General features: G+C 73.0%; 26 protein-coding genes and 1 tRNA gene. 8 read left to right on the top strand and 19 right to left on the bottom strand.

Annotated elements, in window-relative coordinates:
* Positions 1 to 14: 14 nt before the first annotated feature.
* Entirely contained in the window at positions 15 to 833 is an 819-nt protein-coding gene (locus tag QWJ41_RS14335) for a crotonase/enoyl-CoA hydratase family protein (protein ID WP_302709088.1), read from the bottom strand.
* Positions 834 to 852: 19 nt separating this feature from the next.
* Positions 853 to 1,620: a crotonase/enoyl-CoA hydratase family protein gene (locus tag QWJ41_RS14340; RefSeq protein ID WP_302709089.1), complete on the bottom strand. Its 768-nt coding sequence runs from the start codon at positions 1,618 to 1,620 to the stop codon at positions 853 to 855.
* Positions 1,621 to 1,802: 182 nt separating this feature from the next.
* Here QWJ41_RS14340 and QWJ41_RS14345 point away from each other — a divergent pair, with 182 nt between their 5' ends.
* The gene (locus tag QWJ41_RS14345) at positions 1,803 to 3,104 is read left to right on the top strand and encodes a DUF2254 domain-containing protein (protein ID WP_302709090.1); all 1,302 of its coding nucleotides are present in this window, start codon (positions 1,803 to 1,805) and stop codon (positions 3,102 to 3,104) included.
* Here QWJ41_RS14345 and QWJ41_RS14350 read toward each other — a convergent pair.
* Entirely contained in the window at positions 3,094 to 3,513 is a 420-nt protein-coding gene (locus tag QWJ41_RS14350; protein ID WP_302709091.1) for a CBS domain-containing protein, read from the bottom strand. The two genes, QWJ41_RS14345 and QWJ41_RS14350, sit on opposite strands and share 11 nt — an antisense overlap.
* A gap of 165 nt (positions 3,514 to 3,678) precedes the next feature.
* Here QWJ41_RS14350 and QWJ41_RS14355 point away from each other — a divergent pair.
* Positions 3,679 to 3,751: transfer RNA gene (locus tag QWJ41_RS14355), tRNA-Lys, on the top strand.
* A 76-nt stretch (positions 3,752 to 3,827) separates the two neighbouring features.
* Positions 3,828 to 4,562 carry a DMT family transporter gene (locus QWJ41_RS14360; RefSeq protein WP_302709092.1) on the top strand — a complete coding sequence of 245 codons (735 nt, stop codon included), beginning with the start codon at positions 3,828 to 3,830 and terminating at the stop codon, positions 4,560 to 4,562.
* 289 nt (positions 4,563 to 4,851) lie between these two features.
* Here the strand turns inward: QWJ41_RS14360 and QWJ41_RS14365 are convergent, their stop codons facing one another.
* A complete protein-coding gene (locus QWJ41_RS14365) occupies positions 4,852 to 5,499 on the bottom strand; it encodes a helix-turn-helix transcriptional regulator (RefSeq protein WP_302709093.1) in 648 nt (215 codons plus the stop codon).
* Positions 5,500 to 5,766: 267 nt separating this feature from the next.
* On the opposite strand from QWJ41_RS14365, the gene QWJ41_RS14370 reads away from it, so the two are divergent.
* Positions 5,767 to 6,750, top strand: a complete 984-nt coding sequence (locus QWJ41_RS14370) for a TIGR03557 family F420-dependent LLM class oxidoreductase (RefSeq protein ID WP_302709094.1) — start codon at positions 5,767 to 5,769, stop codon at positions 6,748 to 6,750.
* A gap of 39 nt (positions 6,751 to 6,789) precedes the next feature.
* Here QWJ41_RS14370 and QWJ41_RS14375 read toward each other — a convergent pair whose 3' ends face one another.
* Positions 6,790 to 7,017, bottom strand: coding sequence for a hypothetical protein (locus tag QWJ41_RS14375; protein WP_302709095.1), 228 nt, complete (start codon positions 7,015 to 7,017; stop codon positions 6,790 to 6,792).
* 117 nt (positions 7,018 to 7,134) lie between these two features.
* Here QWJ41_RS14375 and QWJ41_RS14380 point away from each other — a divergent pair, with 117 nt between their 5' ends.
* Positions 7,135 to 7,818, top strand: a complete 684-nt coding sequence (locus QWJ41_RS14380; RefSeq protein ID WP_302709096.1) for an HAD family hydrolase — start codon at positions 7,135 to 7,137, stop codon at positions 7,816 to 7,818.
* Here QWJ41_RS14380 and QWJ41_RS14385 read toward each other — a convergent pair.
* Entirely contained in the window at positions 7,815 to 8,606 is a 792-nt protein-coding gene (locus QWJ41_RS14385) for a hypothetical protein (protein WP_302709097.1), read from the bottom strand. The two genes, QWJ41_RS14380 and QWJ41_RS14385, sit on opposite strands and share 4 nt — an antisense overlap.
* Positions 8,607 to 8,670: 64 nt before the next feature.
* Here QWJ41_RS14385 and QWJ41_RS14390 point away from each other — a divergent pair, with 64 nt between their 5' ends.
* Entirely contained in the window at positions 8,671 to 9,552 is an 882-nt protein-coding gene (locus QWJ41_RS14390; protein WP_439117330.1) for an HhH-GPD family protein, read from the top strand.
* A 94-nt stretch (positions 9,553 to 9,646) separates the two neighbouring features.
* On the opposite strand, the gene QWJ41_RS14395 is transcribed toward QWJ41_RS14390, so the two are convergent.
* From QWJ41_RS14395 to QWJ41_RS14440, 10 genes are all read right to left on the bottom strand, one after another.
* The gene (locus tag QWJ41_RS14395; RefSeq protein ID WP_302709099.1) at positions 9,647 to 12,217 is read right to left on the bottom strand and encodes an ATP-dependent Clp protease ATP-binding subunit; all 2,571 of its coding nucleotides are present in this window, start codon (positions 12,215 to 12,217) and stop codon (positions 9,647 to 9,649) included.
* 181 nt (positions 12,218 to 12,398) lie between these two features.
* Positions 12,399 to 12,746: a histone-like nucleoid-structuring protein Lsr2 gene (locus QWJ41_RS14400; protein WP_302709100.1), complete on the bottom strand. Its 348-nt coding sequence runs from the start codon at positions 12,744 to 12,746 to the stop codon at positions 12,399 to 12,401.
* 363 nt (positions 12,747 to 13,109) lie between these two features.
* A complete protein-coding gene (locus QWJ41_RS14405) occupies positions 13,110 to 13,901 on the bottom strand; it encodes a type III pantothenate kinase (RefSeq protein WP_336623295.1) in 792 nt (263 codons plus the stop codon).
* Between the two features lie 3 nt (positions 13,902 to 13,904).
* Positions 13,905 to 14,810 carry a carboxylating nicotinate-nucleotide diphosphorylase gene (nadC, locus tag QWJ41_RS14410; RefSeq protein WP_302709101.1) on the bottom strand — a complete coding sequence of 302 codons (906 nt, stop codon included), beginning with the start codon at positions 14,808 to 14,810 and terminating at the stop codon, positions 13,905 to 13,907.
* Positions 14,807 to 16,525, bottom strand: coding sequence for an L-aspartate oxidase (locus QWJ41_RS14415; RefSeq protein WP_302709102.1), 1,719 nt, complete (start codon positions 16,523 to 16,525; stop codon positions 14,807 to 14,809). The genes nadC and QWJ41_RS14415 overlap by 4 nt, the downstream gene beginning before the upstream one ends.
* A gap of 47 nt (positions 16,526 to 16,572) precedes the next feature.
* Positions 16,573 to 16,992 carry an aspartate 1-decarboxylase gene (gene panD, locus QWJ41_RS14420; RefSeq protein WP_193669933.1) on the bottom strand — a complete coding sequence of 140 codons (420 nt, stop codon included), beginning with the start codon at positions 16,990 to 16,992 and terminating at the stop codon, positions 16,573 to 16,575.
* Positions 16,993 to 16,997: 5 nt separating this feature from the next.
* Positions 16,998 to 17,900: a pantoate--beta-alanine ligase gene (panC, locus tag QWJ41_RS14425; RefSeq protein WP_302709103.1), complete on the bottom strand. Its 903-nt coding sequence runs from the start codon at positions 17,898 to 17,900 to the stop codon at positions 16,998 to 17,000.
* Positions 17,897 to 18,820 carry a Rossmann-like and DUF2520 domain-containing protein gene (locus QWJ41_RS14430; protein WP_302709104.1) on the bottom strand — a complete coding sequence of 308 codons (924 nt, stop codon included), beginning with the start codon at positions 18,818 to 18,820 and terminating at the stop codon, positions 17,897 to 17,899. The genes panC and QWJ41_RS14430 overlap by 4 nt, the downstream gene beginning before the upstream one ends.
* A 469-nt stretch (positions 18,821 to 19,289) precedes the next feature.
* On the bottom strand, positions 19,290 to 20,204 hold the full coding sequence (locus QWJ41_RS14435; RefSeq protein WP_302709105.1) for a hypothetical protein: 915 nt from the start codon (positions 20,202 to 20,204) through the stop codon (positions 19,290 to 19,292).
* A gap of 7 nt (positions 20,205 to 20,211) precedes the next feature.
* Positions 20,212 to 21,330 carry a sulfotransferase family protein gene (locus QWJ41_RS14440; RefSeq protein ID WP_302709106.1) on the bottom strand — a complete coding sequence of 373 codons (1,119 nt, stop codon included), beginning with the start codon at positions 21,328 to 21,330 and terminating at the stop codon, positions 20,212 to 20,214.
* A 57-nt stretch (positions 21,331 to 21,387) separates the two neighbouring features.
* Here QWJ41_RS14440 and QWJ41_RS14445 point away from each other — a divergent pair, with 57 nt between their 5' ends.
* Positions 21,388 to 22,494 (top strand): glycosyltransferase family 2 protein, encoded by a 1,107-nt coding sequence (locus QWJ41_RS14445; RefSeq protein WP_302709107.1) that lies wholly within the window; start codon positions 21,388 to 21,390, stop codon positions 22,492 to 22,494.
* 51 nt (positions 22,495 to 22,545) lie between these two features.
* On the opposite strand, the gene QWJ41_RS14450 is transcribed toward QWJ41_RS14445, so the two are convergent.
* The 3 genes from QWJ41_RS14450 to QWJ41_RS14460 form a co-directional block, all read right to left on the bottom strand.
* Positions 22,546 to 23,490: an ABC transporter substrate-binding protein gene (locus tag QWJ41_RS14450; RefSeq protein ID WP_302709108.1), complete on the bottom strand. Its 945-nt coding sequence runs from the start codon at positions 23,488 to 23,490 to the stop codon at positions 22,546 to 22,548.
* A gap of 72 nt (positions 23,491 to 23,562) precedes the next feature.
* Positions 23,563 to 24,345, bottom strand: a complete 783-nt coding sequence (locus tag QWJ41_RS14455) for an ABC transporter permease (protein WP_302709109.1) — start codon at positions 24,343 to 24,345, stop codon at positions 23,563 to 23,565.
* A gap of 4 nt (positions 24,346 to 24,349) precedes the next feature.
* The gene (locus QWJ41_RS14460) at positions 24,350 to 25,048 is read right to left on the bottom strand and encodes an ABC transporter permease (RefSeq protein ID WP_302709110.1); all 699 of its coding nucleotides are present in this window, start codon (positions 25,046 to 25,048) and stop codon (positions 24,350 to 24,352) included.
* Positions 25,049 to 25,051: 3 nt separating this feature from the next.
* Between QWJ41_RS14460 and QWJ41_RS14465 the strand changes: the two genes are divergently transcribed.
* Entirely contained in the window at positions 25,052 to 26,053 is a 1,002-nt protein-coding gene (locus QWJ41_RS14465) for an ABC transporter ATP-binding protein (RefSeq protein ID WP_302709111.1), read from the top strand.

The following is a 26,053-nucleotide window of genomic DNA, read 5'->3' on the forward strand; positions in this document are numbered from 1 at the left end:
GTGGGCGAACCGCCCTACCGGCGGGTGCGCTCGACGAAGGCCTGCACCGCGTCGGTGTGGTCCTGGGTGTGGTGGGAGATCGCCTGCATCGCTGCGCTGAGCTCGAGGACGCCCTCGAGGTCGCGCTGCTGGGACTCCTGGAGGAGCTTCTTGGCCATCCGGGTCGCGTGCGGAGGGTTCTTGGCGACCCGCTCGGCCAGGTCGCGGGCGGCGCCGAGGAGGTCCTCGGGCTCGACGACGCGCGAGACCATCCCCCACTCCAGAGCGGTCGCGGCATCGACCCGGTCGCCGGTCAGGGCCATCTCGGCGGCCCGGGCCGGCCCGATCGCGCGGGTCAGGAACCACGCTCCCCCGTCGCCGGGGATGATCCCGAGCTGCACGAAGGACTCGGCGAAGAAGGCCTTGGTGGAGGCGATGCGCAGGTCGCACATCATCGCCAGGTCGCAGCCGGCGCCGACCGCGGGACCGTTGACGGCCGCGATGAAGGGCACCTCGCAGCGGCGCAGCGCCAGCGGGATCTGCTGGATGCCGTGCCGGTAGCCGTTGCGCTGCTCGTACGGCGCCCCCGAGAACATCCCGCGCCGCTCGGCCATCTCGTGCACGTTGCCACCGGCCGAGAAGGCCGACCCGGCCCCGGTCAGGATGACCGCGCGCACGTCGCCGTCGCGGTCCACCCGGGCGGTGTGCTCGACGAACGCCGCGACCACGTCGGGCCCCGAGATCGGGTTGCGGGTCTCGGGCAGGTCGATCGTCCAGGTCTCGACGTGGCCGTCACGCTCGACGCGCAGGGGGCCGTCGTGGGTGGTCGTGGCCTCGGGTCCGGTGCTGGTCATGGCCGCACCCTAGTGGGCCTCAGATGTCCTCGAAGGACCCGCCGCGGCCCCGGCCCGCCGCGAACCGGCCCGCGCCGGCGAGCCCGTCGGCCTCGAGGGAGACCAGCCCGATGGCGAGCTCGCGCCGCATCGCCTCCTCCTCGGTCTCGCCCCACTGGGCACGCGCCGAGCGGAGGTCGCCGCGCAGGCAGGTCTGCGGCATCCGCGCGATGTCGTGGGCCAGCGCGGTGGCCGCGGCCCGGACGGTGCCGGCCGGGGCCACCCGGTTGACCAGGCCCATCTCCAGCGCCTCCTGCGCACCCACGGCCCGGCCGGTGAGGATGAGGTCCATCGCCCGGCCGTGGCCGATGAGGCGCGGCAGCCGCACCGTCCCGCCGTCGATGAGGGGGACCCCCCAGCGGCGGCAGTAGACCCCGAGGACGGCGTCCTCGTCGGCCACCCGCAGGTCGCACCACACGGCGAGCTCGAGCCCGCCCGCGACCGCGTGGCCGTGGATCGCGGCGACCACCGGCTTGGAGAGCTCCATCCGGGTCGGCCCCATCGGCCCGTCGCCGCCGGGCGAGACCCGGTTGGCCTCGGTCGTGCCGACCGCCTTCAGGTCGGCCCCGGCGCAGAACGAGGGCCCGTCGCCGGCCAGCACGGCGACCTTGGCCTCCGACTCCTCGAAGTCGCGGAAGGCCTGCGCCAGCTCGTCGGCCATGGAACGCCCGACCGCGTTGTGCCGCTCGGGGCGGCTCATCACGATCGTGGTGACGTCGCCGTCGGTCTCGACGCGCACGTCGTTCATCAGGTCTCCTCGCGTCGTGGTCAGGGCGGCCAGGACGGCCAGGTCTGGGCGGTGCGGCCGGCCCCCGACCTGGCAGGACCGTGCCCTGCGGGCCCGTCGCCGTCAACCACGAGCCCGGACGGCCGCACGAGGGGCCGCAGGTCGGCTACGGTCACGCACACCCACCAGGAAGCGAGCCCGGCATGCTGCACCGACTCCGCTCGTACGCCGACAGCGTGCGCAGCAGCCTCTTCTTCGTGCCGATGGTCTGCGTCGTGACGGCCGTGGTGCTCGGGGAGGTGATGCTCCTGGTGGACGCGTGGGTCGAGGGCATCCACCCCCGGCTGACCGCCACGGTCGACAGCGCCCGGACAGTCCTGACCACGGTGGCCGGCGCGACGCTCACCTTCGCGGGCATCGCGTTCTCGGTCAGCCTCCTGCTCATCTCCCTGGCCTCGAGCCAGTACTCGCCGCGCGTGGTGCACGGGATGTTCCGCGACCCGTTCAACAAGCGGGTCATGGGGCTGGTGATCGGCACCTTCACCTACTGCCTCGTCGTGCTTCGTGCGGTGCGCAGCTCGCTGGAGTCCGAGGGCGACGGGATCGTGCCCAGCGTCTCGATCCTGCTCGCCGTGGTGCTGGGCATCGCCTCGATCCTGGCCATCGTCGCGTTCATCAACCACGCGGCGCACTCGATGGACATCTCCAAGATCCTGCACCGGGTCACCTGCGAGGCGCTCGAGCAGGCGCGGGTGGGGTGGCCGGAACCGGACCCCGACGCCGACGCCACGGACGCCGGTGAGGCGCTCGGCCTGCCCGACACCGCCGCGCCGGTGCGCTTCGTCGGTCACGGCTGGGTGCAGAACGTCGACTACGACGGCCTGCTGGCGGCGGTCCCGGCGGGCTGCCGGGTGCGGCTGGACACCTTCGCCGGGCTCTACGCGGTCCAGAACACGCCGGTGTGCCACGTCTGGCCGCCGGACGCGGTCGACGACGACGTCGAGGACGCCATCCGGCGCGCCGTGATCGTCGGCGAGACCAGGACCATGCAGCAGGACCTGGCCTACGGCGTGCGCCAGCTCGCCGACGTCGCGCTCAAGGCGATGAGCCCGGGCATCAACGACCCGACGACCGCGCACGACGCGCTCTCGCACATGGGGGTGCTGCTGGCCGACCTGCTGCGTCGCGTCCCTCCCGCGCAGCGGCTGAGCGGCGACCGGGGCCAGTCGTTGATGGTGCCGAGGGCGACCACACACGAGCAGCTGGTCGGCCTGGCGTTCGACGAGCTGCGCATCGCCTCGGCCGACCAGCCGACCGCGCTGATCTACCTGCTCGAGGTCCTGCACTCCGTGGAACGCTCGCTCGACACCGAGCAGCGCCCGGGCGCGGTGTCCGCCCTGCGCCGGCAGGCGGCGATGGTGCACACCATGAGCCAGGACGCGCCCGCGCTCGACGCGGACCGCGAGCGCGTGCGCGCGGCGTACGAGTCCCTCTTCAGGGCCTGACGCGGCGGGCCGCCGCGCGCGACGCGACGTCCCGGTCGCTGCAGAACCCGTCGCCGGTGCGCTTGAGGCACAGCAGCCCCAGCAGCGTGCCGGCCCGGTCCACCACGGCAAGACGCCGCTGGCCGGTGGCGACGAGGTGTGACCGCGCGGCTTCGAGAGGGTCGAGGGGAGCCACGGTGCGCCCCTCCAGCCTGGAGATCGAGACCGCCGGGGCGGCCGGGTCGGAAGCATCCGTGGCCTCGAGGTCGGCCCGGGTCACCGTGCCGACCAGGCGGTCGCCCGAGACCAGCAGCGCCATGTGCACGTGGTCGTCGAGCAGCAGCGCGCGCACGTCGCCGACGCTCGCGTGGGCCGGCAGGGTCTTCGGGGCACGCAGCATCGCCTCGGTGACCCTGCCTGACCCAGCCATCTCCACTCGCTCCCCTCGACGTCGACCAGACACGTGGCCGGCCGCTCGGACGCCCCGTGACGGCACCCGGCGACACGTGCCCCGTGCCTGCCGATCGCATGCATCGAGCCGGGCACCCTCGCGTGTCGCCGTCGACCTTGCCACGGCATACTTGCCGCGAAATCAGGGCCTCTAGCTCAATTGGCAGAGCAGGAGACTTTTAATCTCTTGGTTGTGGGTTCGAGTCCCACGGGGCCCACCCTTTCGCAGGTGTGCGCCCGTCCCCAGCGGGGTACCCGTGCCGGTGAGACCGAGCACGGAGGTGGCAACCGACGATGACCGACGAGCGAACCCCCGACCGCACGAACGACGACCCGGAGCCGCACTACAGCGGCCGCACGCACACGGTGCACACCCGGTGGACCTGGGCCAGCCTGCTGGTCCTGCTGGCCGGGGTGGTGGTGCTGGGGATCGGCGTGATCATGCTCGACGTCGTCGTCGGCGTCGTGGGCGGCGTCCTGCTGCTGGCCGGGGCCGTCGGCGCCTGGCGCAGCGGGCTGATGTGGGACGTCGACACCGGCTCCTCCCCCGCCGACCTGGTCAGCGGCGAGAACGAGACCGTCGAACGGCCCGGAGCCGGCACCCGCCAGGACGACGACGCCACGGCCGAGCACGCCGAGGAGCTCACCCACGAGGTACGCCGCCGCCTCGAGGACCGGCGCGGCACCCGGCTCAACCTGGTGCCCGTGGGCGCCCTGCTGGTCCTGGCGGCCGGCGCCTGGCTGGCCCTCTCCCAGTGGGTCCTCTACCCCGAGACGCCCACCGGGCGCGTGGGCACCTGGTGGGCGATGGGCGGCGGGATCGTGCTGCTCCTGGCCGGGCTCTGGCTGGTGCGGCACGGCCGCACCCTGGTCGCCACCGCGATCGCCCTCGCGACCGGCGCCGTGATGATCCTCGTCGGCTTCGTCGGGGCCCACGACACCCAGACCAGCGCCGCCAGCGAGATCGTCTCCGGGGCCGTCGCCGTGCTGGGCGCCCTGGTGACCCTCGACCCCCGTCGACGCCGCTGAGGCCCTGGGATTCCGAGCCTCTGCGAGATCCGTCCGGGTCGGGAGGATTAGGACCCCGCCAGCCGGGGAAGGAGACCCCCAGGCGGGTGCGAAACGCCCTACAACGACAGAACGGTGGGCCTCGTTAGGGTCGAGGCCCACCGCCTGCGTCGCGGCCACGAGGGCCGCGGACACGTATCGAAATCACCCGGCGCTGGTGATGCATCACCCGGTCGAGGAGTGTCCCCGTACGTTCGCGGAGGACAGTAGCAAACTTCTGCCCGTCTGCGGGGCTTCCCGCAGATTTTGCTCAGACGCTCGCCATCGCGCGCTCGCTGAGCGGCGCGAGGCCGTGCTCCATGCCCCACGCCACGGCCTGGGCGCGACGGGTGACCTCGATCTTGCGGTAGGCCGCACGGATGTAGGTCTTGACCGAGTTGATGCTCAGGTAGAGCTGCGCGCCGATCTCGGAGTTCGTCAGCCCCTGGGTGACCAGGGCCAGGATCTCGGCCTCCCGAGGCGTCAGCTCGACGTCGGTCGCCGACGCGCGCGAGATGATGCTCAAGGGTCCGGGGTCGGCCGGCATCCGGCGCCGGGAGGTCATCTCGCCGCCGTCGTGCAGGCTCTCGAGCGCCGCGACCAGCTCGCTGACCGGCAGCGCCTTGGACAGGTGGCCGGCGAAGGAGCCTCGCAGCTCGCCCTCCTGGTCGCGCCACGAGTAGACGACCGCCTGCTTCTGCGAGGCCCGCACCAGGTCGCGCAGCATCCCCTGCGTGGTCGGCGACTGGCGCACCGGCTCGTAGAGGATCACGTCGACCGCGGACGGCTTGTTCATCGCCGTGCGCAGCTCGAGGAGGTTCACCCGGCCCGAGAAGGGGGCGAGGAGCGCCCGCAGGCCCGCGACGGACACCTCGAAGTTGTCGATGAGGGCCACACGGACGGGACGAGAGGTAGACACATCCTCGAAAGTACTGCCGATCGGCCCTTGCTCCGAGCCCACAAGTGCACCTTTCACCCGCCGAGGTGAGGTTTTGGTCCGCCCCGGTCGTTCTGTGGAGACTTTGTGGAGGGTTTGCTCCGCGGTCGTCGCCACCACGACGTCGTGCGGTGTCGCGACGCCACACATGGTGCCCCGGCCCGGGCGCCGCGCGCAGCCGAATCAGCCAGATCGGTCGCACCCGGCCGGGTGAGCAGCCGCGCGGCGGGCGTTCCTAGCGTCGGTGCCATGCGATTCGGGTACACGTTGATGACCGAGCAGAGCGGGCCTCGCGAGCTGGTGGGCTACGCCGCTGACGCGGAACGGGCCGGCTTCGACTTCGAGGTCTCCAGCGACCACTTCAGCCCGTGGCTGACCGAGCAGGGCCACGCGCCGTACGCCTGGTCGATGCTCGGCGCGGTCAGCCAGGTCACCGAGCGGGTCGAGCTGATGACCTACATCACCTGCCCCACCATCAGGTACCACCCGGCCGTGGTTGCCCAGAAGGCCGCGACCATGGGCGTGCTCAGCAACGGCCGCTTCACCCTCGGGCTGGGCAGCGGCGAGAACCTCAACGAGCACACCGTCGGGCACGGCTGGCCGGCGGTCGACACCCGCCAGGCGATGCTCGTCGAGGCCCTCGAGATCATCCGCGCCCTGCACGCCGGCGACCTGGTCACCTACCGCGGCGAGCACTTCGACGTCGACTCCTCGCGCATCTGGGACCTGCCCGACGAGCCGGTGCGCCTGGCGCTGGCGGTGGCCGGCGACAAGGGCGTGCAGCGCTTCGCCCCGCTCGCCGACGACCTGATCGCCGTCGAGCCCGATCCCGACCTCGTCAGCTCCTGGAACGCCGTCGAGGGCGCGCCGCGCATCGGCGACGGCGCCCGGGCCATCGGGCAGATCCCGATCTGCTGGGACCCCGACGAGGACGCGGCCCGCGAGCGGGCGCACGCGCAGTTCCGCTGGTTCGCCGGCGGCTGGAAGGTCAACGCCGACCTGCCGACCACCGCCGGCTTCGCGGGAGCCACGCAGTTCGTGCGCCCCGAGGACGTCGCCGAGAACATCCCCTGCGGCCCCGACCTCGACAAGATCGTCGAGTCGGTCTCGGCCTTCAAGGACGCGGGCTTCACCGACGTCGCGCTCGTGCAGGTCGGCGACGAGCAGCAGCAGCGCTTCCTCGACGAGGCCGCCGAGCCGCTGCTGGCCAAGCTGCGCGACCGGCTGGGTTGATCGACCGGGCTGATCGCCCGGGTCCCCCCGCTCGACCCCCTAGCCCCGCCCGTCGCGCAGCGAGAACGGGTCCACCCTCACCACGGCACCGACCACGGCGACGAGCACGAGGGTCGGCACGTAGTCGGCGTGCCCGGCGTCGATGATCGCGTTGACGGCCCACGCCGCGGGCAGCGCGGCCAAGGCGTAGAAGCCGACCGCGACGACGAACCAGAGGACGTCGGCGAGCTCGAGGTCGTCGGTGGGCTCGGCTGATCGGTTCGTCACGGAGACGCTCCTCGGGGTCAGGGATCGACAGATCGTACGCCGGGCCGCCGGACCGGCGGCGTACCCACGCCCCTCGGGGTGAAGGCGCATCCGCGCCCGCGTGCGACGGTGGCCCCCATGACTTCCCACGACGCCGGCATCGACACCGTCCTGCTCGACCTCGACGGGACCCTCGTCGACTCGGTCTACCAGCACACCACCGCCTGGCGCGCCGCGTTCCGCGACGTCGGGGTCGACGTGGCCGCGCACCGCCTGCACCGCTCGATCGGGATGGGCGGCGACCGGCTGGTCGCCGCGGTCGCCGGCGAGAGCGTCGAGAACGCGGTCGGCGACGAGGTGCGTGCCCGCCACAAGGAGCGCCTCGACGAGCGCTTCCACGAGATCGTGGCCACCGACGGCGCGGTCGAGCTGCTGGAGGAGCTGCGCACCCGCGGCTTCACCCTGGTGCTGGCCAGCTCGGCCGACAAGGAGCTCAGCGAGCGGCTGCTGGAGATCGTCGAGGGCGCCGGGCCGCTGCTGCACGACCGGGTGGCCGGCGGCGACGCCGACGAGTCCAAGCCCGCGCCCGACCTGCTCGAGGTCGCTTTGGGCTCCCACGACCCCGAGCGGACGGTGATGCTGGGCGACACGGTGTGGGACGTGGAGTCCGCCAAGCGCGCGGGCGTGGCCTGCATCGGCCTGCGCACCGGCGGCATCAGCACCGCCGAGCTGCTCGAGGCCGGGGCCGTCAGCGTGCACGACACCCCGCGCGACCTGCTCGAGCACCTCGACGAGACGGTGCTGGGGCGCTCGCGGGCCTAGCCGCGATCCTTCTTCTTGTTCTTCTCGCCGGTCTCCGGCTCGGGCGAGGCGGTGACGGTGGGCGCCACCGGCGCCTCCAGCTCGAACTGGAGGTCGCGCGGCTCACCGGCCAGCGCGGCCGCCGTCACGTGGTAGAAGCCGGGGAGCGCCCAGTCGGTCAGCTTGCTGCACGAGTCGTCGGAGCGGCGCGAGCTCCAGACCACCTCGACCGTGGTAGTGCCCTGGTTGCGCAGCACGACCTCCTCGGTCGGCACCGCCTTGGGGCACTGCCGGCTGGTCCAGATCTCGTCGGGCCCCGAGGTGATCTTCATGGTCAGCGCGCCGGGCGAGACCTCCCACGTGCAGGCCACCGCGTCGCGGGTGCGCAGCTCGAGGCCGATGGTCACGCTGCGCCCGGCCACCGCGTCCTCGACGACGGGCTCGACCCGGACGTCGCTGGCCACGCACGTGCCGACCGGCTCGGGGGGCGCGGCGGGCTCCTTGGCCTTCTTCTTCTTGTTCTTCCCCGAGCCCTGGCCGCTGGTCTGCCCGGTGCCGTCCCCGGAGGTGGCGGCGGCGTCGCTGGTCGGCAGCACCGACGAGGGGGCGACCTGCCCCGACGTCTCCTCGGTCTCCGACGTCGTCTCGGCCGAGCTCTGCACCAGCTGGTCCTCGGCGGTGTCGTCGTCGCCGCCGAGCCCGAGCAGCCGGGCGGTGCCGAAGACGAGGAAGAGGGCCACCAGCGCCACGACCAGACGTCGGCGCCAGTAGACCGCGGGCGCGTGGGGTCCCCGGGTCATGGTGCTCATGGGGCACCAATCTAGCCAGCCTCGGCGGGGGGCTCGGCGAGGCGCTCCGAGGCCCTGGCGGAGAATGTCACCGATGCCCACCAGCGACCTGCACGACCCGATCCTGGACTGGTACGACGAGCACCAGCGCGACCTGCCCTGGCGTCGGCCGGAGGCCTCGCCGTGGTCGGTGCTGGTCTCCGAGCTGATGCTGCAGCAGACCCCGGTCGTGCGGGTGCTGCCGGTGCACGAGGCCTGGCTGGAGCGCTGGCCCACCCCCGCCGACCTGGCCGCGGAGCCGACCGGCGAGGCCGTGCGGGCCTGGGGTCGGCTGGGCTACCCGCGCCGCGCGCTGCGGCTGCACGCCGCCGCCACCGCGATCGTCGCCGAGCACGACGGCGAGGTGCCCTCCGACTACGACGACCTGCTCGCCCTGCCCGGGGTCGGCGACTACACCGCCGCGGCGGTGGCGAGCTTCGCCTTCGGGCGCCGCCACGTCGTGCTCGACACCAACGTGCGCCGGGTGCTGGCACGCGTCGTCGGCGGCGCCGAGCTGCCGGGGCGTTCGCTGACCCGCGCCGAGCGTGACGCCGCCGCGGCGCTGGTGCCCGACGACGCCGCCACCGCGGCCACCTGGGCGGTCGCAGTGATGGAGCTGGGAGCGCTGGTCTGCACCGCGGCCGGCCCACGCTGCGAGGCCTGCCCGGTCGCCGAGCGGTGCGCGTGGCACCTGGCCGGCCACCCGGCGTACGACGGCCCGCCGCGGCGCGCGCAGGCCTGGGACGGCACCGACCGGCAGTGCCGGGGCCGGCTGATGGCGGTGCTGCGCGAGAACCACGCGCCGGTGCACCGCTCGGCCCTCGACGCGACCTGGCCCGACGAGGCGCAGCGCACCCGCTGCCTGGCCGGACTGGTCGCCGACCGGCTGGTCGCCCAGGTCGCGCCCGACGTCTACGCCCTGCCCTGAGGCGCGCGGGACGTCGTACGGGCGGAACGTCCGTTCGAGCCAGAGGTATGACGTCCCCCGCGGCCCCGGACGCACGAGTGAGTGCTCAGGCGCCTCACTCGGGAGCGGGGCCACCCTTCGGCACGTCGGTCGGGCCGGACTCGTCGTCCGGGCCCTCGACCGCGCCGGCGGCCTCGAGCGGCGGGACGTCGGGCAGCGCCGCGACCTTCTGGCCGGTGAAGGTGAAGGTCGCCTCGGCGCCCTCGCCCTCCACGTCGACCAGCACCAGCTGGCCGGGGCCGACCTCGCCGAAGAGCATCTTCTCGGCGAGGGTGTCCTCGATCTCGCGCTGCACCGTGCGGCGCAGCGGCCGGGCACCCAGGACCGGGTCGAAGCCCCGCTCGGCCAACAGGTTCTTGGCCGTCTGCGTCAGCTCCAGGCCCATGTCGCGGTCGCGAAGCCGCAGCTCCACACCGGCGACCATGTTGTCGACCATGTGCACGATCTGCTCGCGCGAGAGCGGCGGGAAGACGATCGTCTCGTCGACCCGGTTGAGGAACTCGGGCCGGAAGTGCTGCTTGAGCTCGTCGCGGACCTTGCCCTTCATCAGCTCGTAGGAACCGGCCGCGTCGCCACCCTGGTTGAAACCGAGGTGGACCGACTTGGCGATGTCTCGGGTGCCGAGGTTGGTGGTCATGATGATGACGGTGTTCTTGAAGTCGACCACCCGACCCTGCGAATCGGTCAGACGGCCCTCCTCGAGAATCTGCAGCAGGCTGTTGAAGATGTCGGGGTGCGCCTTCTCGACCTCGTCGAAGAGCACCACCGAGAACGGCTTGCGCCGCACCTTCTCGGTCAGCTGACCGCCCTCTTCATAACCGACGTAGCCCGGAGGAGAACCGAACAGACGGCTCACCGTGTGCTTCTCGGAGAACTCGCTCATGTCGAGCTGGATCAGCGAGTCCTCGTCACCGAAGAGGAATTCGGCGAGCGACTTGGAGAGCCACGTCTTTCCGACGCCCGAGGGGCCGGCGAAGATGAACGAACCACCGGGACGCTTGGGGTCCTTCAGGCCGGCACGCGTACGTCGGATCGCCCGCGACAGGGCCCGGACGGCCTCGTCCTGGCCGATGACGCGCTTGTGCAGCTCGTCCTCCATCTTGAGCAGCCGCGTGGACTCCTCCTCCGACAGCTTCACGATCGGGATGCCGGTCGCCACGGCGAGCACCTCGGCGATCAGCTCCTCGTCGACCTCGGCGACCTCGTCCATGTCGCCGGCGCGCCACTGCTTCTCGCGCTCGGCCTTCTTGAGGATGAGCTGCTTCTCCTCGTCGCGCAGCCGGGCGGCGGCCTCGAAGTCCTGGCCGTCGATGGCGGCCTCCTTCTTCTGCCGCACCGCGTCGATCTTGTCGTCGTACTCACGCAGGTCGGCGGGCGCGGTCATCCGGCGGATGCGCAGGCGCGAGCCGGCCTCGTCGATGAGGTCGATCGCCTTGTCGGGCAGGAACCGGTCGGAGATGTAGCGGTCGGCCAGGGTGGCGGCCGAGACCAGCGCCTCGTCGGTGATGGTGACCCGGTGGTGCGCCTCGTAGCGGTCGCGCAGGCCCTTGAGCATCTCGATGGTGTGCGCGATCGAGGGCTCCGCGACCTGGATCGGCTGGAAGCGGCGCTCGAGCGCGGCGTCCTTCTCCAGGTGCTTGCGGTACTCGTCGAGCGTGGTGGCACCGATGGTCTGCAGCTCGCCGCGGGCCAGCATCGGCTTGAGGATGCTGGCGGCGTCGATCGCGCCCTCGGCCGCGCCGGCACCGACGAGGGTGTGGATCTCGTCGATGAACAGCACGATGTCGCCGCGGGTGCGGATCTCCTTCAGCACCTTCTTCAGGCGCTCCTCGAAGTCACCGCGGTAGCGCGAGCCGGCCACCAGGGCACCCAGGTCGAGCGTGTAGATCTGCTTGTCCTTCAGCGTCTCGGGCACGTTGCCCTTGACGATGTCGGCGGCCAGGCCCTCGACGACGGTGGTCTTGCCGACGCCGGGCTCACCGATCAGGACCGGGTTGTTCTTCGTGCGCCGCGAGAGGATCTGCATGACCCGCTCGATCTCCTGGTCGCGCCCGATCACCGGGTCGAGCTTGCCCTCGCGGGCGTCCTGGGTCAGGTTGCGCCCGAACTGGTCGAGCACCAGCGAGGACGACGGCGCCTCGCCGGCACCGGACGTCGCCGCCGCGGCCGAGGCCGTGGACTCCTTGCCCTGGAAGCCCGAGAGCAGCTGGATGACCTGCTGGCGGACCCGGTTGAGGTCGGCGCCGAGCTTCTGCAGCACCTGCGCGGCCACGCCCTCTCCCTCGCGGATCAGCCCGAGCAGGATGTGCTCGGTGCCGATGTAGGAGTGGCCGAGCTGGAGCGCCTCGCGCAGCGAGAGCTCGAGCACCTTCTTGGCGCGCGGGGTGAAGGGGATGTGGCCGCTGGGCGCCTGCTGGCCCTGGCCGATGATCTCCTCGACCTGGGCACGCACCGCCTCGAGCGAGATGTCGAGGCTCTCCAGCGCCTTCGCGGCCACGCCCTCGCCCTCGTGGATCAGGCCCAGCAGGATGTGCTCGGTGCCGATGTAGTTGTGGGAGAGCATGCGGGCCTCTTCCTGGGCCAGCACGACCACCCGGCGGGCTCGGTCGGTAAACCGCTCGAACATGGGCATCGCTCCTCAAGCTGTGTGGGGGATTCCCCGCCCGATCGTCGAGCGGTGGAGACATCTGTTCCAACCCCACGACCAGCCTACGCGTTCCCCCTCACGACCGAAGACCCGTCCGCTGTCAGCGAACGGGCCTCCGGGTGGTGCTGGGGTGCTGCTGGGTGGTGCTGGTGGGTGCGGGTCAGTGCGCGGCGTCGTACGCCTCGCGCACCTCGCTGCTCACGCGGCCCCGCTCGGAGACCTCCATGCCCTGCTCGCGCGCCCAGTCGCGGATGTCCTTGGTGCTCGGGCCCGAGCCGCCCGCGGACCCGGAGCCGGCGGTCGACGTACGACGCCCCGAGCCGCGGCGCGAGGAGGAGACCTTGCGGGCGTGGCCGACGTAGCGGGCGAACGCGTCGCGCATCTCGGCCGCGTTCTCGGCAGTCAGGTCGATCTCGTAGGAAGTGCCGTCGAGTGCGAAGGAGACGGTCTCCGATGCCTCGGTGCCGTCGAGGTCGTCCTCGAGAATGATCTGGACCTTCTGCGCCATTTGTTCTTCCTTGCTGTCGCTCGAACAGAGACAATAAACCCGCGGACGTCGAAGTCGAATGCGGGGCAATAGCTGCGTTTCGCTGTGCAGCATTCGACATCATGCCATTGCGCGCAGTTCGCAAACAATCGACGCGGTTTTCTTTACCCGCAATTCCGAGTCGTCCCCGGACATTCCTTGTAAAAGCACTCACCGAATTGCGGGATTGCCTGCGGCAAATGAGTCGTGGTCCGGGTCGTGGTCTGCCTCGTGGTTTGCCTCGTGGTTCGAGTCGTGTGACCCAGGACGCGCCCTGGCGCGGCCACGGGCCACGACCCAGACCACGACCCGGACCACGACCCGGACCACGACCCGAGGAGCGCGTCAGCGGTTGCGGTCGTAGACCAGGCCGAGGCCGCGCAGCGTCAGCCAGGGGTCGTGCACGGTGAAGACCGAGCACTCCTCGAGCACCAGCGGGGCCAGGTGGCCGGTGGCGACCACGGTCATGTCGTCGGCGTGCACCCCGAGCTCGGCGACCATGCGGTGCACGAGGCCCTCGACCTGGGCGGCGGCGCCGAAGACCATCCCCGACTGCAGCGCCTCGACGGTGTTCTTGGCGATCACCGAGCGGGGCCGCGCGAGCTCGACCTTGCGCAGCTGGGCGCCGCGGCGACCCAGCGCCTCGAGGCTGATCTCGATGCCCGGGGCGATCGCGCCGCCGACGTACTGGCCCTGCGCGCTGACCACGTCGAAGGTGGTGGCGGTGCCGCCGAAGTCGACGACCACGGCCGGCCCGGAGTGCAGGGTGGCCACGGCCAGGGCGTTGATGATGCGGTCGCTGCCGACCTCGCGCGGGTTGTCCATCAGCACCGGGATGCCGGTGCGCACGCCCGGCTCGACGACCACCCGGGGCACGTCGTCGAAGTGCGAGCCGAGCATGTCGCGCCACTCGTGCAGCACCGACGGCACCGTCGAGCAGACCGCGAGCCCCTCGATCTCGGAGCTCTGCCGGCCCAGCAGCCCACGCAGCAGCACCGCCCACTCGTCGGCCGTACGCCGCTCGTCGGTGCCAACCCGCCAGTGCGCCAGCACGTCGTGGCCGGGCCCCTCGGCCGCCGGCTGGAGGAGTCCCAGCACCGTGTGGGCGTTGCCGATGTCGGCGGCCAGCAGCACCACGGCTCAGTCCTCGCGGAAGTCGAGGCCGAGGTCGAAGACGCGCACCGAGTGGGTCAGCGCGCCCACGGAGATGAAGTCGACGCCGGTGGCGGCCACCGCACCCGCCCGCTCGAGGGTCAGCCCGCCGGAGGCCTCCAGGGTGGCGCGGCCGGCGGTCAGGCGCACCGCCTCGGCCATCGTGGCGTCGTCCATGTTGTCGAGCAGCACCTCGGTGCAGCCGGCCTCGAGCACCGCACGCAGCTCGTCGAGGTCGGTGACCTCCACCTCGACGCGCACGTCGGGGCTGGCGGCGCGCACCGCGCGGTAGGCCTCGACGACGCCGCCGGCGGCGACCACGTGGTTGTCCTTGACCATCGCCCGGTCGACCAGGCTCATCCGGTGGTTGAGCCCGCCGCCGCAGCGCACGGCGTACTTCTGCAGCGAGCGCCAGCCTGGCAGGGTCTTGCGGGTGTCGAGCACCCGCGCGGACGTGCCCTCGAGGGCAGCGACCCAGGCGGCGGTCGCGCTGGCGACCCCGGAGAGGTGGGAGGCGAAGTTGAGGGCCGTGCGCTCGGCGGTCAGCACCGCCGCGACCGGGCCGGCGACCGTCATCACCACGTCGCCGGGGCTAACCCGGGTGCCGTCCGGCACCCGGTGCAGCACCTCGAGGTCGTCGCCGAGGCCGTAGCGGAACGCCAGCTCGGCGACCCCCAACCCGGCGACCACGCCGGCCTCGCGGGCGGCGACGTCGGCGACCGCGTGGCCCATCGGCGGCATCGCGGCGCTGGTGACGTCGTCGGCGCCGCCGGGCAGGTCCTCCTCGAAGGCGTCGGCGACGTGGGCGTGCACGGCGCGGGGGTCCAGGCCCGCCGCGGCGAGCTCCTCGACCAGGGCGCGCGGCAGGTCGCCGAGCGAGGTGCGGGCGATCATCGGGCTCCCTCCGGGGTGGCGCCGGCGGCCACCAGCGCGTCGCTGGCGGGCTCGGGGTGGAACTCGACGCTGCCGACGCCGTCGCGCATCACCACGTCGAGGTGGCCGGCCCAGTCGGCGTCGTCGCGCTCGGGGTGGTCCTCGCGCCAGTGCGAGCCGCGGGTCTCCTCGCGGCGGGTGGCGGCGTCGGCCAGGGCGGCGCTGATGGTGAGCAGGTTGGTGGTCTCCCAGGCGGCCACGTCGACCGTGTCGCTGGGGGTCGAGGCCAGGGCGTCGAGCTGGGCGGTGGCCTCGTCGAGCCCCGCGGCGGTGCGCAGCACGCCCACCCGCGAGGTCATCACCTCCTGCACCGAGCGGCGTACGCCGGCAGCCACGAGGCCCGCGGTGCGCCGGTCGGGCGCGGGGTCGGCCCAGGGCCGCAGCTCGCCGGGCAGCACGGTGGCGATGCGGCGCGAGAAGACCAGGCCCTCGAGCAGCGAGTTGGAGGCCAGGCGGTTGGCGCCGTGCACGCCGGAGCACGCCGCCTCACCGGTGGCGTAGAGGCCCGGCACGTCGGAGCGGCCCCACAGGTCGGTGCGCACCCCGCCCGAGGCGTAGTGGCAGGCCGGGGCGACCGGGATCAGGTCGGTGACCGGGTCGACGCCGTGGCTGCGGCAGACCGCGAGGATGGTCGGGAAACGACGCTCCCAGAAGCTCGCCGCGGGCTCGTCGCCGCCGATGCGGGTCGCGTCGAGCCACATGTGCGGCAGCCCGGTCTCGAGCATCCGCCGCATGATCGACTTGGCGACCACGTCGCGCGGAGCGAGGTCGGCCAGCGGGTGCGCGCCCTGCATGAACCGGTCGCCGTCGGGGCCGACCAGCACGGCGCCCTCGCCGCGCACCGCCTCGGAGATCAGCGGCTGCTGGCCCACCGAGTCGGGGCCCAGGTACATCACGGTGGGGTGGAACTGCACGAACTCGAGGTCGCGCAGGGTCGCCCCGGCCCGCAGCGCCAGCGCCATCCCGTCGCCGGTGGAGACCGCGGGGTTGGTGGTCTGCGAGAAGACCTGGCCCAGCCCGCCGCTGGCCAGCACCACCGCGCGGCAGCGCACCGCGCCGACGCCGTCGCGCTGGCCCTCCCCCATCACATGCAGGGTCAGGCCCGCGACACCGCCGTCGGCGGCGAGCAGCAGGTCGACGGCCAGCGCGTGCTGGACCACCTCGATCTCGGGGGCCCGCTCCACGGCCGCGACCAGCGCCCGCTGGATCTCGGCGCCGGTGGCGTCGCCGCCGGCGTGCGCGATCCGGTCGCGGTGGTGGCCGCCCTCGCGGGTCAGCGACAGCTCGCCCTGCGGGTCGAGGTCGAACTGGGCGCCCAGGCCGATCAGCTCGTGCACCGCCTCGGGCCCCTCGGTGACCAGCGCGCGCACCGCCTCGAGGTCGCAGCCGCCGGCACCGGCCACGAGCGTGTCGCGCTCGTGCTGCTCGGGGGTGTCCTCGGGGCCGAGCGCCGCGGCGATGCCGCCCTGGGCCCAGCGGGTCGAGCCCGCCGAGAGCACGTCCTTGGTGACGACCAGGACCTTCTCGCCGGGGCCCAGCGCGTCCTTGAGGCGCAGGGCCGCGGTCAGGCCGGCGATGCCGGAGCCGATGACCACGACGTCGGCCGAGGTCGTCCAGCCGGGCTCGGGCGCGCTCAGGCGCCCGGGCACGCGGCGTACGGGACTGGTGGTGGGCATCGGGTCAGGCTAGTCGCAGGCGGTCGCGGCGGCTCTGGCGTGGCGGCTCAGCGACCGGCGGTGACGTCGCCGCGCACCAGGCCGGGGCCGTCGAAGGTCTCGGCCGGGTCGTAGCCGGTGGCCATGATCTTGTTGTCGCCGTCGACGAAGACGACGTGCGGCTGCAGCTCCTTTGCCTCCGCGGTCTCCATCTGGGCGTAGGCGATCAGGATCACCAGGTCGCCGGGGTGCACCAGGCGCGCGGCGGCGCCGTTGATGCCGATCACGCCAGAGCCGCGCTCGCCGGCGATCGTGTAGGTCTCGAGACGGGCGCCGTTGGTGATGTCGACGATGTGCACCAGCTCGCCGGCGAGCAGGTCGGCGGCGTCGAGGAGGTCCTCGTCGACGGTCACCGAGCCCACGTAGTGCAGGTCGGCCTGGGTCACGGTCGCGCGGTGGATCTTGCTCTTCATCATCGTGCGCAGCATGCGGATCACTCCTGGTGGTGGGGCTGGTCGGGGGAGGCCGCGGGGCGACCGAGGACGAGGGGGAGGTTGTCGATGAGGCGGGTGCTGCCGACGCGGGCGGCGATCAGCACCCGCGCGTCGGTGCCGGCCGGCACGTCGTCGGGCAGCGCGGACAGGGACGGGTCGGTGATCTCGAGGTAGTCGAGGTCGACGCCCTCGGCGTCCCGCAGCTCGCCGCGGGCTGCGTCGAGGGCGACCTTCGCGCCGTACGCCGATCCCTCGACGGCGGCGAGCAGGGTGCGGCTCAGCGCGACGGCCTGCTCGCGCTGCTCGTCGTCGAGGTGCACGTTGCGGCTCGACATCGCCAGGCCGTCGGCCTCGCGGCGGGTCTCGGCGCCGACGACCTCCACCCCCTGGCACAGGTCGGCGACCATCCGGCGGATCAGCACGAGCTGCTGGTAGTCCTTCTCGCCGAAGACCGCCACGTCGGGGCGCACCAGCCCGAAGAGCTTGGCGACCACGGTCAGCACGCCGCGGTAGTGGCCCGGGCGGGTGCGGCCCTCGAGCACGTCGGCGAGCGGGCCGGGCTCGACGGTCACCTCGGGCTCGCCGCCGGGGTAGACCTCGTCGACCGAGGGCGCGAAGACGACGTCGACCCCCTCGCGGGCGCACACCTCGAGGTCGGCCTCGAGGGTGCGCGGGTAGGTCTCGAGGTCGGCGGCCTCGCCGAACTGCAGCGGGTTGACGAAGACCGAGACCACGACCGGGCCGTCGCCGACGTGCTCGCGCGCCACCCGCACCAGGGAGGCGTGCCCCTCGTGCAGGGCGCCCATCGTCGGCACCAGCCCGACCCGCAGGCCGTCCCTGCGTGCGGGTGCGAGGCGCTCGGCGAGCTCGCTGCGGGTGCGGACGAGGGTCGGGGCGCTCACCGGTCCTCCCGCGCCGCCGCGGGATGAGCCGACTGAACCTGGGTGGCGGAGTGCTCGTCGAGCAGCTCGTGGATGCGCATCGCGCGCAGCGGCACGATCCGCCCGTCGGTGACCGCCCGCCCGAGCGTGGCGCGGGCGAGGGCGACGTACGACGCCTTGGTCTGGGGGGCGTTGGCCGTGATGTCGTGGAGGTGGGCGCGCACGGTGCCGACGTCGCCGCGCACGATCGGGCCGGTCAGCGCGGCGTCGCCGTGCTCGAGGGCGTTGTCGAGGGCGGCGACCAGCAGCGGGCGCAGGGTGCCGGCGGGGTCGTCGGCGCCGGCGGCGGCCAGCACCTCCATCGCCTCGGTCACCAGCGTGACCAGGTGGTTGGCGCCGTGGGCGAGACCGGCGTGGTAGAGCGTGCGCATCTCCTCGGGCACCCACATCGCCCGGCCGCCGAGGTCGGCGACGACGCGCTCGGCGACCTCGCGCTCACCGGCGCCGGCGGTGAGGCCGAAGACGCAGCCGGAGAGCCGGTCGAGGTCGAGCGCGGTGCCGGTGAAGGTCATCGCGGGGTGGATCGCGGCGGTGCGCGCACCCGCGGCGCGGGCGGGCTCGAGGACGGCCAGGCCGTGGCGGCCCGAGGTGTGCACGACCAGCTGGCCCTCGCGCAGCGCGCCGGCGCCGGCGAGCGTGGTGACGACGTTGTCGAGCATGTCGTCGGGCACGGTCAGCAGCAGCAGGTCGCAGGCCCTGGCGACCGCGGTGGGCTTGGCGTTGGGCACGCCCGGCAGCAGTGCGGCGATGCGACCCAGGGTGGCGTCGGAGGCTCCGGCCGCGGCGACGACCTCGTGGCCGGCGTCGCGCAGGCGGGCAGCGAGGACGGCGCCGACGCGCCCAGCGCCGATCACCCCCACCCGCAGTGCGGGGAGAGACATGTCAGAACCTTTCGTTCCAGTCCCTCCGACCACCCCCTCGTCGGTGCAGCCGGGGCTGCTGGCGCGGGGGCCGGGGTGGGTACCGGACGTCGTGTCCGTCAGATACCCCATGAACGGTACGCCGCTCCGGCAACACGCGTAACCCGCGGCGGTGTGACCTGGCCCACCGCAGACGTTGGTCGAGCAGGGCCGCCGTCGGTCGAGCAGCGAGGGCCGAAGGCTCGAGCGACGCCGAGACCCCGCAACCACCCGGCGTACGGCACGTGGGCACCTCACCGGGTCTCGGCGACGCTCCTCGCTGGCGCTCGTCGCTGCTCGACCTACGAACCGTTGGTCGAGCAGCGAGGGCCGAAGGCTCGAGCGACGCCGAGACCCCGTGAGTCCATGGCGTACGGCGGGCACGTCAGTCACCGGGTCTCGGCGACGCTCCTCGCTGGCGCTCGTCGCTGCTCGACCAACGGTGCGCGGGTCAGCCGACCTGGAGGGGGCGGGGGGCGCGGGGCAGCCAGTCGTGGGTGACGTGGTCGACCACGTGCACGCCCTCGGGGGCGCGGATCTCGTGCACGCCCGGCGGCACGGTGCCCTCCTTGAGCGCGTGGAAGACCGCCCACTCGCGGCGCTTGCGGCGGTTGCGCCACGAGGTGGCGAACGACGTCGGGTCGGTCCAGTGCGCGAACTCGTCGCCGTGCAGGTCCTTGAGCTCCACGCACAGCCCGTGCGGCAGGCCCATGGTGCGGCAGTTGTCGGGGGTCGAGCGGATCTCCCACTCGAAGGCCTTGGTGAAGACGAAGTCGGGGCCCACCGGGTAGCCCCACTCCTCGGCGTTGCGCAGGCCCAGGTCGAGGTAGGCCAGCGACTCGTCCTCGATGTAGAGCCCGTGGCGCGGCACCCGGATGATCGACTGCACGCCGCCGACCTGCCAGGTCAGGTCGGACATCGAGACCTCGCCCTCGGTGGTCAGCACCATGTCGCCGTCCCACTTCCAGGAGTAGCGGGTGCCGACCTGGGCGAAGCACCAGTTGTAGAAGTACGACAGCGAGTGCACCGACAGCTCGTGCACCGCGAGGTGCTCGGCGCCGGCGCGGGCCACCTCGAAGGGGTACGTCAGCTGGGTCAGCTTGTGGGCCAGCCCGGCGTCGGCGGCCGCGCGGGCTGCCACCTCGGGCGTGCCGTCGGTCGAGCCGTTGTCGACCACGACCACGTGGTCGGTGGCGCGCAGCAGCGGCGGCAGCACGAACGGCAGCGCCATCGACTCGTCCTTGACCCGCAGCACGGCGGTGGCGCCGGGGCGCAGCCCGCCGGGGCGGTTCCAGGGCCAGGTGATGTCGAAGTCGGTGTGCCCCTCGATGTTGCGCAGGCCCTCGGGGTTGCGGATCGCGTTCACGACCGGCTCAGCGCTCGCGCCCGGCGGCCTTGCGCAGGCCGCGTCGTACGCTCGGCGGGATCGCGGCGCGCAGGCCGTGCGGGATCCGGTCGACGGCGGAGCCCGACGCCGGGGCGGCGGGCGCCCCGGCGGCCTGGGCCGCAGGGGCGGGAGCCTTGTCGCGCCCGCGCCGGGTCTTCTGCTCGGCCGCGACCACCGAGGAGCGCGAGATGGCCTCGGACTCCTCGTAGAGGTCGACGTAGGTCTCGCGCAGCTGGTCGAGCGCCTGGTGCACCTCGGGCTGGTCGCCACCGGGCTCGGCGAGCTTGTTGAGCTCGTTCCAGGTCTCGGCGGTCAGCTCGTGCAGCCGCTTGGGCAGGGCCAGGTCGTCGAGCGAGCCCGAGACGCGGCGCAGGCCCGGGTCGACGAAGCGGTGCCCGTCGCGGATCCGCTCGGACTTGGCGTTGACGACGTGCTGCAGCCCGAGGGTCTCCCCCACGTGGCTGGTCGCCTTGACCCAGTCGTCGAGCAGGTCGCCGTAGCGCACGAAGACCCGGCCGCCGTCGGCGACCGACTCGCGGGTGGCGCGCTCGGTGTGCAGCAGCATGTTGAGCCACGACGCGGCCAGGTGCGCCGAGCCGAGCCGGTTGGCGTAGTACTTCTGCTTGCTGCCCACGACCTCCGAGGGCGGGCGCAGCATCGTGGCGAAGACGGGGGTGGCCCCGCAGCGGATCGAGGCGACCCGCCACAGCGAGAGGAACCAGCTCAGCCGCGGGTCCTTGACGACCAGCTCGGGGTTGACCGCGAAGTGGCCCTCGAGCCACTCGGCGGTGGCGATCCGCTCGGGCTCGCGCGCCGAGACCCGGCCGGTCTCGAACCACGCGTCGGGGCGCGAGTCGCTGACCTGCACCACGGCCTCGCGCAGCAGCCGCGAGTGGTGCTCGACGGCCCAGGCGGGCTCGGCGAAGCCCTTGGGGTTGGTCTCGTCGGGCTCGACCTCGGGCTGCGGCACGTGCAGGCCCAGGATCTTCATCAGCCCGGCCATGGTGCTGGTGCCGGAGCGACCTGCGCCCGCGACGAAGAGGACCTTGCGCGGGTAGCTGGACGGGTCCGGGTCGGCGGGCACGGCGAAGGGGTCGGCACTCACGGGAGGCGATGCTATCCCCGCCCGCGCCGCAGCGCCCGTCCTGGATAGCGTGGGGCCATGAAGTTCGGGCGGCGCGCACCGCTGCTGAGCGTGGTCGTGCCCGTCTACGACGTGGCCGACTACCTGCCCGCGTGCCTCGAGAGCCTGCTCGCCCAGACCTACCGCCCGCTCGAGGTCGTGGTCGTCGACGACGGCTCCACCGACGGCTCCGGCGCGATCGCCGACGAGTGGGCCGAGCGCCACGACGAGGTCCGGGTCGTGCACACCGACAACCACGGTCTCGGCGCCGCCCGCAACACCGGCGTCGCGCACGCCCGCGGCGAGCTGCTCGCCTTCGCCGACTCCGACGACGTCGTCCCGCCGCAGGCGTACGACGTGCTGGCGCGCGCCCTGCGCGGGCGCGGCGTCGACCTCGCGACCGGCTCGATCGTGCGGTGGGAGGGCGACGCACTCGTCGAGCCGCCCTGGATGCGGCGCCTGCACGGCGAGCGGCGCACCGTCACGATCGAGGAGCACCCCGAGGTGCTCGGCGACGTGTTCGCGTGGAACAAGCTGGTGCGGCGCTCCTTCTGGGACGACCAGGGCCTCTCGTGGCCCGAGGGCCTGCGCTACGAGGACCAGCCCACCACCACCCGCGCGTTCCTGGCCGCGCGCCGCTTCGCGGTGCTGCCGGAGGTCGTCTACCACTGGCGGATCCGCTCGGACGGCTCCTCGATCACCCAGCAGCGCTCCTCGGTCGAGGACCTGCGCGACCGTTGGGTGACCAAGCAGATGTCATTGGCCAGCGTGCGCGAGCACGGCTCCCCCGCGGTCACCGAGGTGTTCCTCGACCGGGTCCTGGCCGGCGACCTGCACCGCTACTTCACCGAGATCCCCGGCTGCGACGACGAGTGGTGGGCGCTGCTGCACGAGGGCGTCGTCTCGCTGTGGGGCGAGCGGTCGCTGGTGCACTCCGGGCTGACCCCCGTGCACCGGCTCACCGGCTGGCTGGTCGAGCAGGGCCGCCGCGCCGACGCCGCCGCCGTGATGACCTACGTGGCCCGGCACCCCGGGCCCGTCCCGCGCCGGGACACACCGGCGGGCGCGGTCATCGACGTACCGCTCGGGGACGACGCAGCGCCCGTGCCGCACGAGGCCGTGGCCCTGCGCGCGCACGAGCGCTGAGTCGCCGTTGGTCGAGGAGGGACGACGTCCCGTCTCGAGACCACCGTCAGGTCAGAGCAGCCCCTCGGACTCCAGGAAGTCGCGGGCGACGTCCTCGGGCTTCTCGCGGTCGACGGCCATCCGGCCGTTGAGCTCGGTGAGGGTCTCGGTGTCGAGAGCGGCCATCAGCTCGTTGAGGATGTCGGCGACGCCCTCGTTCTGCTCGAGGAAGTCCTCGGCGACGGCCGGCACCAGGTTCTGGGCGGGCTGGATCTCCTGGTCGTCGTCGAGCACGACGAGGCCCAGCGACTCCAGAGTGCCGTCGGTGGTGGAGGTCTGGCCCAGGTCGGACTCGCCATCGATGACCGACTGGTAGGTCTGGTCGCCGGCGTAGCCCAGCGGCAGCACCTTGGTGATGTCGATGCCGTACTCCTCGCGCAGCCCGGCCTCGCAGTCGAGGCGGCCCTCGCAGTCGGGGGCCGCGGCCAGCACGACCGACTCGCCCTCGAGGTCGGAGAGGGCCTCCCAGCCCTCCTCCTCGGCGCGCTCGACGGTCACGAAGTAGGCGTTGGTGTCGGTGGCCTCCGACAGCTCGAGGAGCTCGATGCCGGCCTCGTCGAGCAGCTCCTCGCCGGCCTCGGCGAGCTCCTCGCCGTCGCCGGCGGTCAGCTGCTCACCGCTGCCCTGGTCGGAGGTGGAGTTGAGGAAGTTGACGATGCCGCCGACGTACTCGGGGACCACGTCGACGTCGCCGGGGAAGGTGGCCATGTAGGCGTCGCGGGAGTCGACGAGCTGCACGGTGGGCTCGTAGCCGGCGTCGGCGAGCAGCAGCTCGTACATCGAGGCCATCAGCGCGGCCTCGGGGAACGACTGCGAGGCGATCGTGACCGGCCCGCCGCCGCTCGCCTCGGAGCCGCTGTCGTCACCGGCGCTGGCCTCGAGGTCGTCGCCGGCGCAGGCGGCCAGGGTCAGCGCTCCGGCGGAGAGCACCGCCGCGAGGGAACGTCGCACCATCATGTGGGGTCCTACCTTCTGTGTCCCGCGGGGCTGGGCCCCGCGCGTGTCCGGTCAGCAGGCGACGCCCACTGCTCAGCCGTCCTCGTGGCCGGCCTGTCCCAGGGTAGACACTTCCGGGGACACCTCTCCCTCACCCCTCCGGGCAGCGCGGCGCACCGGGTCGAGGAAGCGCTGCACCGCGGCGGCGCACAGCTCGAGCACCAGCGCGACCGCGGCCACCACGATCGCCCCGGCTATGCCCTTGCCGTAGTCGGTGCGGAAGAAGCCGTCGGTGATCACCCGGCCCAGCCCGGGCCCGGCGACCAGCGCCGCGATGGTCGCAGTCGCCCACACCTGCACCAGGGCCAGGCGCACCCCCGACATCACCAGCGGCAGCGCCAGCGGCAGCTCGGCGCGCCGGAACTGCTGCCAGCCGCTCATGCCCATGCCCCGCGCCGACTCGCGCACGTCGGGCGGCACCTCGCGGATCGCGACGTAGGCGTTGGTGATCAGCGGCGGCAGCGCGAAGAGCGCCAGCGCGACCAGGGTGGAGATGCCGGCGCGGCCGTAGGGGCCGACGTCGCCGGTGCCGGGGAACGCGCCGCCGGTCCAGCCCCAGGGGTCGCCGGCCACGAAGATCGCCAGCAGCGCGAACGTCGGCACCGCGCGCCCGACGTTGGAGATGTTGATGGCCAGGAAGCCGCCCCGGCCCAGGTGGCCCAGCCACAACGCGACCGGCAGCCCGACCACCATCGCGGCCAGCAGCGCGGTCAGGGTGACCAGCAGCTGCTGGACCAGCAGCTCGAGCATCCCGCCCCGACCGGTCCAGCTGTCGGCGTCGCGCAGGTAGTCCAGCGCGTCGAGGAGCACGCCCACGAGATCAGCCCGCCGTCCGGGTCCAGGGCGTCAGCACCCGCTGCGCCAGCACGATCACGACGTCGAGCAGCACCGCCAGGACCACGCACAGCACCGCCGCGGTCAGCAGCTGGGCGCGGAAGTTGCTCTGCACGCCCTCGGCGATCAGGTTGCCCAGCCCGCCGTAGGCCACCAGCGACCCGACGGTCGTCAGCGCCACGGTCGAGACCGTGGCCACCCGCAGCCCCGCCATCACCACCGGCACCGCGAGCGGCAGCTCGACACGCAGCAGCAGCCGGCCGTCGCCGTACCCCAGCCCGCGCGCCGACTCGCGCACGTCCTCGGGCACCGCGCGCAGCCCCTCGAGGATCGCGCGCACCAGCACGGTCAGCGCGTAGAGGCCCAGCCCGATGACCACCGTGGTCGCGCTCAGGCCGGTGAAGGGCACCAGCAGCGGGAAGAGCGCCAGCGACGGCACCGTGTAGAGGCCGGTGCTGACGCCCAGGACCGTGCTCTCCAGCCGCGGCAGCCGCCGCGCCAGCAGCGCCAGCGGGAAGGAGAGGGCCAGCCCGAAGAGCACCGAGGCGATGGTGATGGCCACGTGCTGGGTGGTCGCCTCGACGATCTCGGGGCGGTAGTCGACGACGTAGTCCCAGCACACCCACTCGTTGGTCAGGCGCCCGTAGCAGCTCGGACCGTCGTCGGACTGCGCGAGTAGGGTCACCGCATGGACGCTACCGGGTCGTCAGCCGCGACCGTGATGATCCGGCTCTCGGGCGTGGGCAAGCGCTTCGACGACGACACCGTCGCGGTGCAGGACCTCGACCTCGAGGTGCTCGCCGGCGAGATGGTGGTGCTGGTCGGCCCGTCGGGCTGCGGCAAGTCGACCACGCTGAAGATGATCAACCGCCTCGTCGAGCCGACGACCGGCACCATCGAGATCGACGGCCAGGACGTCACCACCGCCGACCCGGTCAAGCTGCGCCGCGGCATCGGCTACGTCATCCAGCAGATCGGGCTCTTCCCCCACCAGCGCATCGTCACCAACGTGATGACCGTGCCGCTGCTGTACGGCGAGTCGAAGGCGCACGCGCGCGCCCGCGCCGTCGAGCTGCTCGAGCTGGTCGGCCTCGACCCCGAGCGGTACGCCGACCGGTTCCCCCACCAGCTCTCCGGCGGCCAGCGCCAGCGCGTCGGCGTGGCGCGGGCCCTCGCGGCCGACCCACCGGTGCTGCTGATGGACGAGCCGTTCGGTGCCGTCGACCCGATCGTGCGGGTGCGGCTGCAGGAGGAGTTCCTGCGCCTGCAGCGCGAGCTGGGCAAGACGGTCGTGATGGTCACCCACGACATCGACGAGGCCGTGAAGATGGGCGACCGGGTGGCGGTCTTCGCCGAGGGCGGCCGGCTGGCGCAGTACGGCACGCCCGCCGAGCTGCTCGGCGAGCCCGCCGACGAGTTCGTCGCCGACTTCGTCGGCTCCGAGAAGAGCCTGCGGCGACTGAGCGTCGTACCCCTGCGCCGCGAGCACCTCGAGCCGATGGACGGCGTGCGCGCCGGCCAGCTCGGCGCCGCGATCGACCTCGACAGCACCCTCGAGGAGGCGCTGACCCACCTGCTGCGCGACGACCGCGGCATGGTCGGCGTCCGCGACGGCGTGCAGTTCGTCGGCGTGCTCACCCCCGACGGGGTGCACCGCGCCCTGCGCGCCTCGCTGGCCGAGCAGGCCTAG

It is taken from the genome of Nocardioides cremeus, from assembly GCF_030518195.1.
Taxonomy (GTDB): domain Bacteria; phylum Actinomycetota; class Actinomycetes; order Propionibacteriales; family Nocardioidaceae; genus Nocardioides; species Nocardioides cremeus.

What these genes read in the sequence shown, in the direction of transcription:
- panD (WP_193669933.1), bottom strand. Translation starts at nt 16,992, where the DNA reads ATGCTGCGCACGATGATGAAGAGCAAGATCCACCGCGCGACCGTGACC.
- QWJ41_RS14445 (WP_302709107.1), top strand. Translation starts at nt 21,388, where the DNA reads ATGAAGTTCGGGCGGCGCGCACCGCTGCTGAGCGTGGTCGTGCCCGTC.
- QWJ41_RS14335 (WP_302709088.1), bottom strand. Translation starts at nt 833, where the DNA reads ATGACCAGCACCGGACCCGAGGCCACGACCACCCACGACGGCCCCCTG.
- QWJ41_RS14360 (WP_302709092.1), top strand. Translation starts at nt 3,828, where the DNA reads ATGACCGACGAGCGAACCCCCGACCGCACGAACGACGACCCGGAGCCG.
- QWJ41_RS14350 (WP_302709091.1), bottom strand. Translation starts at nt 3,513, where the DNA reads ATGGCTGGGTCAGGCAGGGTCACCGAGGCGATGCTGCGTGCCCCGAAG.
- QWJ41_RS14450 (WP_302709108.1), bottom strand. Translation starts at nt 23,490, where the DNA reads ATGATGGTGCGACGTTCCCTCGCGGCGGTGCTCTCCGCCGGAGCGCTG.
- QWJ41_RS14380 (WP_302709096.1), top strand. Translation starts at nt 7,135, where the DNA reads ATGACTTCCCACGACGCCGGCATCGACACCGTCCTGCTCGACCTCGAC.
- QWJ41_RS14400 (WP_302709100.1), bottom strand. Translation starts at nt 12,746, where the DNA reads ATGGCGCAGAAGGTCCAGATCATTCTCGAGGACGACCTCGACGGCACC.
- QWJ41_RS14345 (WP_302709090.1), top strand. Translation starts at nt 1,803, where the DNA reads ATGCTGCACCGACTCCGCTCGTACGCCGACAGCGTGCGCAGCAGCCTC.
- QWJ41_RS14390 (WP_439117330.1), top strand. Translation starts at nt 8,671, where the DNA reads ATGTCACCGATGCCCACCAGCGACCTGCACGACCCGATCCTGGACTGG.
- QWJ41_RS14415 (WP_302709102.1), bottom strand. Translation starts at nt 16,525, where the DNA reads ATGCCCACCACCAGTCCCGTACGCCGCGTGCCCGGGCGCCTGAGCGCG.
- QWJ41_RS14340 (WP_302709089.1), bottom strand. Translation starts at nt 1,620, where the DNA reads ATGAACGACGTGCGCGTCGAGACCGACGGCGACGTCACCACGATCGTG.
- QWJ41_RS14370 (WP_302709094.1), top strand. Translation starts at nt 5,767, where the DNA reads ATGCGATTCGGGTACACGTTGATGACCGAGCAGAGCGGGCCTCGCGAG.
- QWJ41_RS14395 (WP_302709099.1), bottom strand. Translation starts at nt 12,217, where the DNA reads ATGTTCGAGCGGTTTACCGACCGAGCCCGCCGGGTGGTCGTGCTGGCC.
- QWJ41_RS14430 (WP_302709104.1), bottom strand. Translation starts at nt 18,820, where the DNA reads ATGTCTCTCCCCGCACTGCGGGTGGGGGTGATCGGCGCTGGGCGCGTC.
- nadC (WP_302709101.1), bottom strand. Translation starts at nt 14,810, where the DNA reads ATGATCGCCCGCACCTCGCTCGGCGACCTGCCGCGCGCCCTGGTCGAG.
- QWJ41_RS14465 (WP_302709111.1), top strand. Translation starts at nt 25,052, where the DNA reads ATGGACGCTACCGGGTCGTCAGCCGCGACCGTGATGATCCGGCTCTCG.
- QWJ41_RS14385 (WP_302709097.1), bottom strand. Translation starts at nt 8,606, where the DNA reads ATGAGCACCATGACCCGGGGACCCCACGCGCCCGCGGTCTACTGGCGC.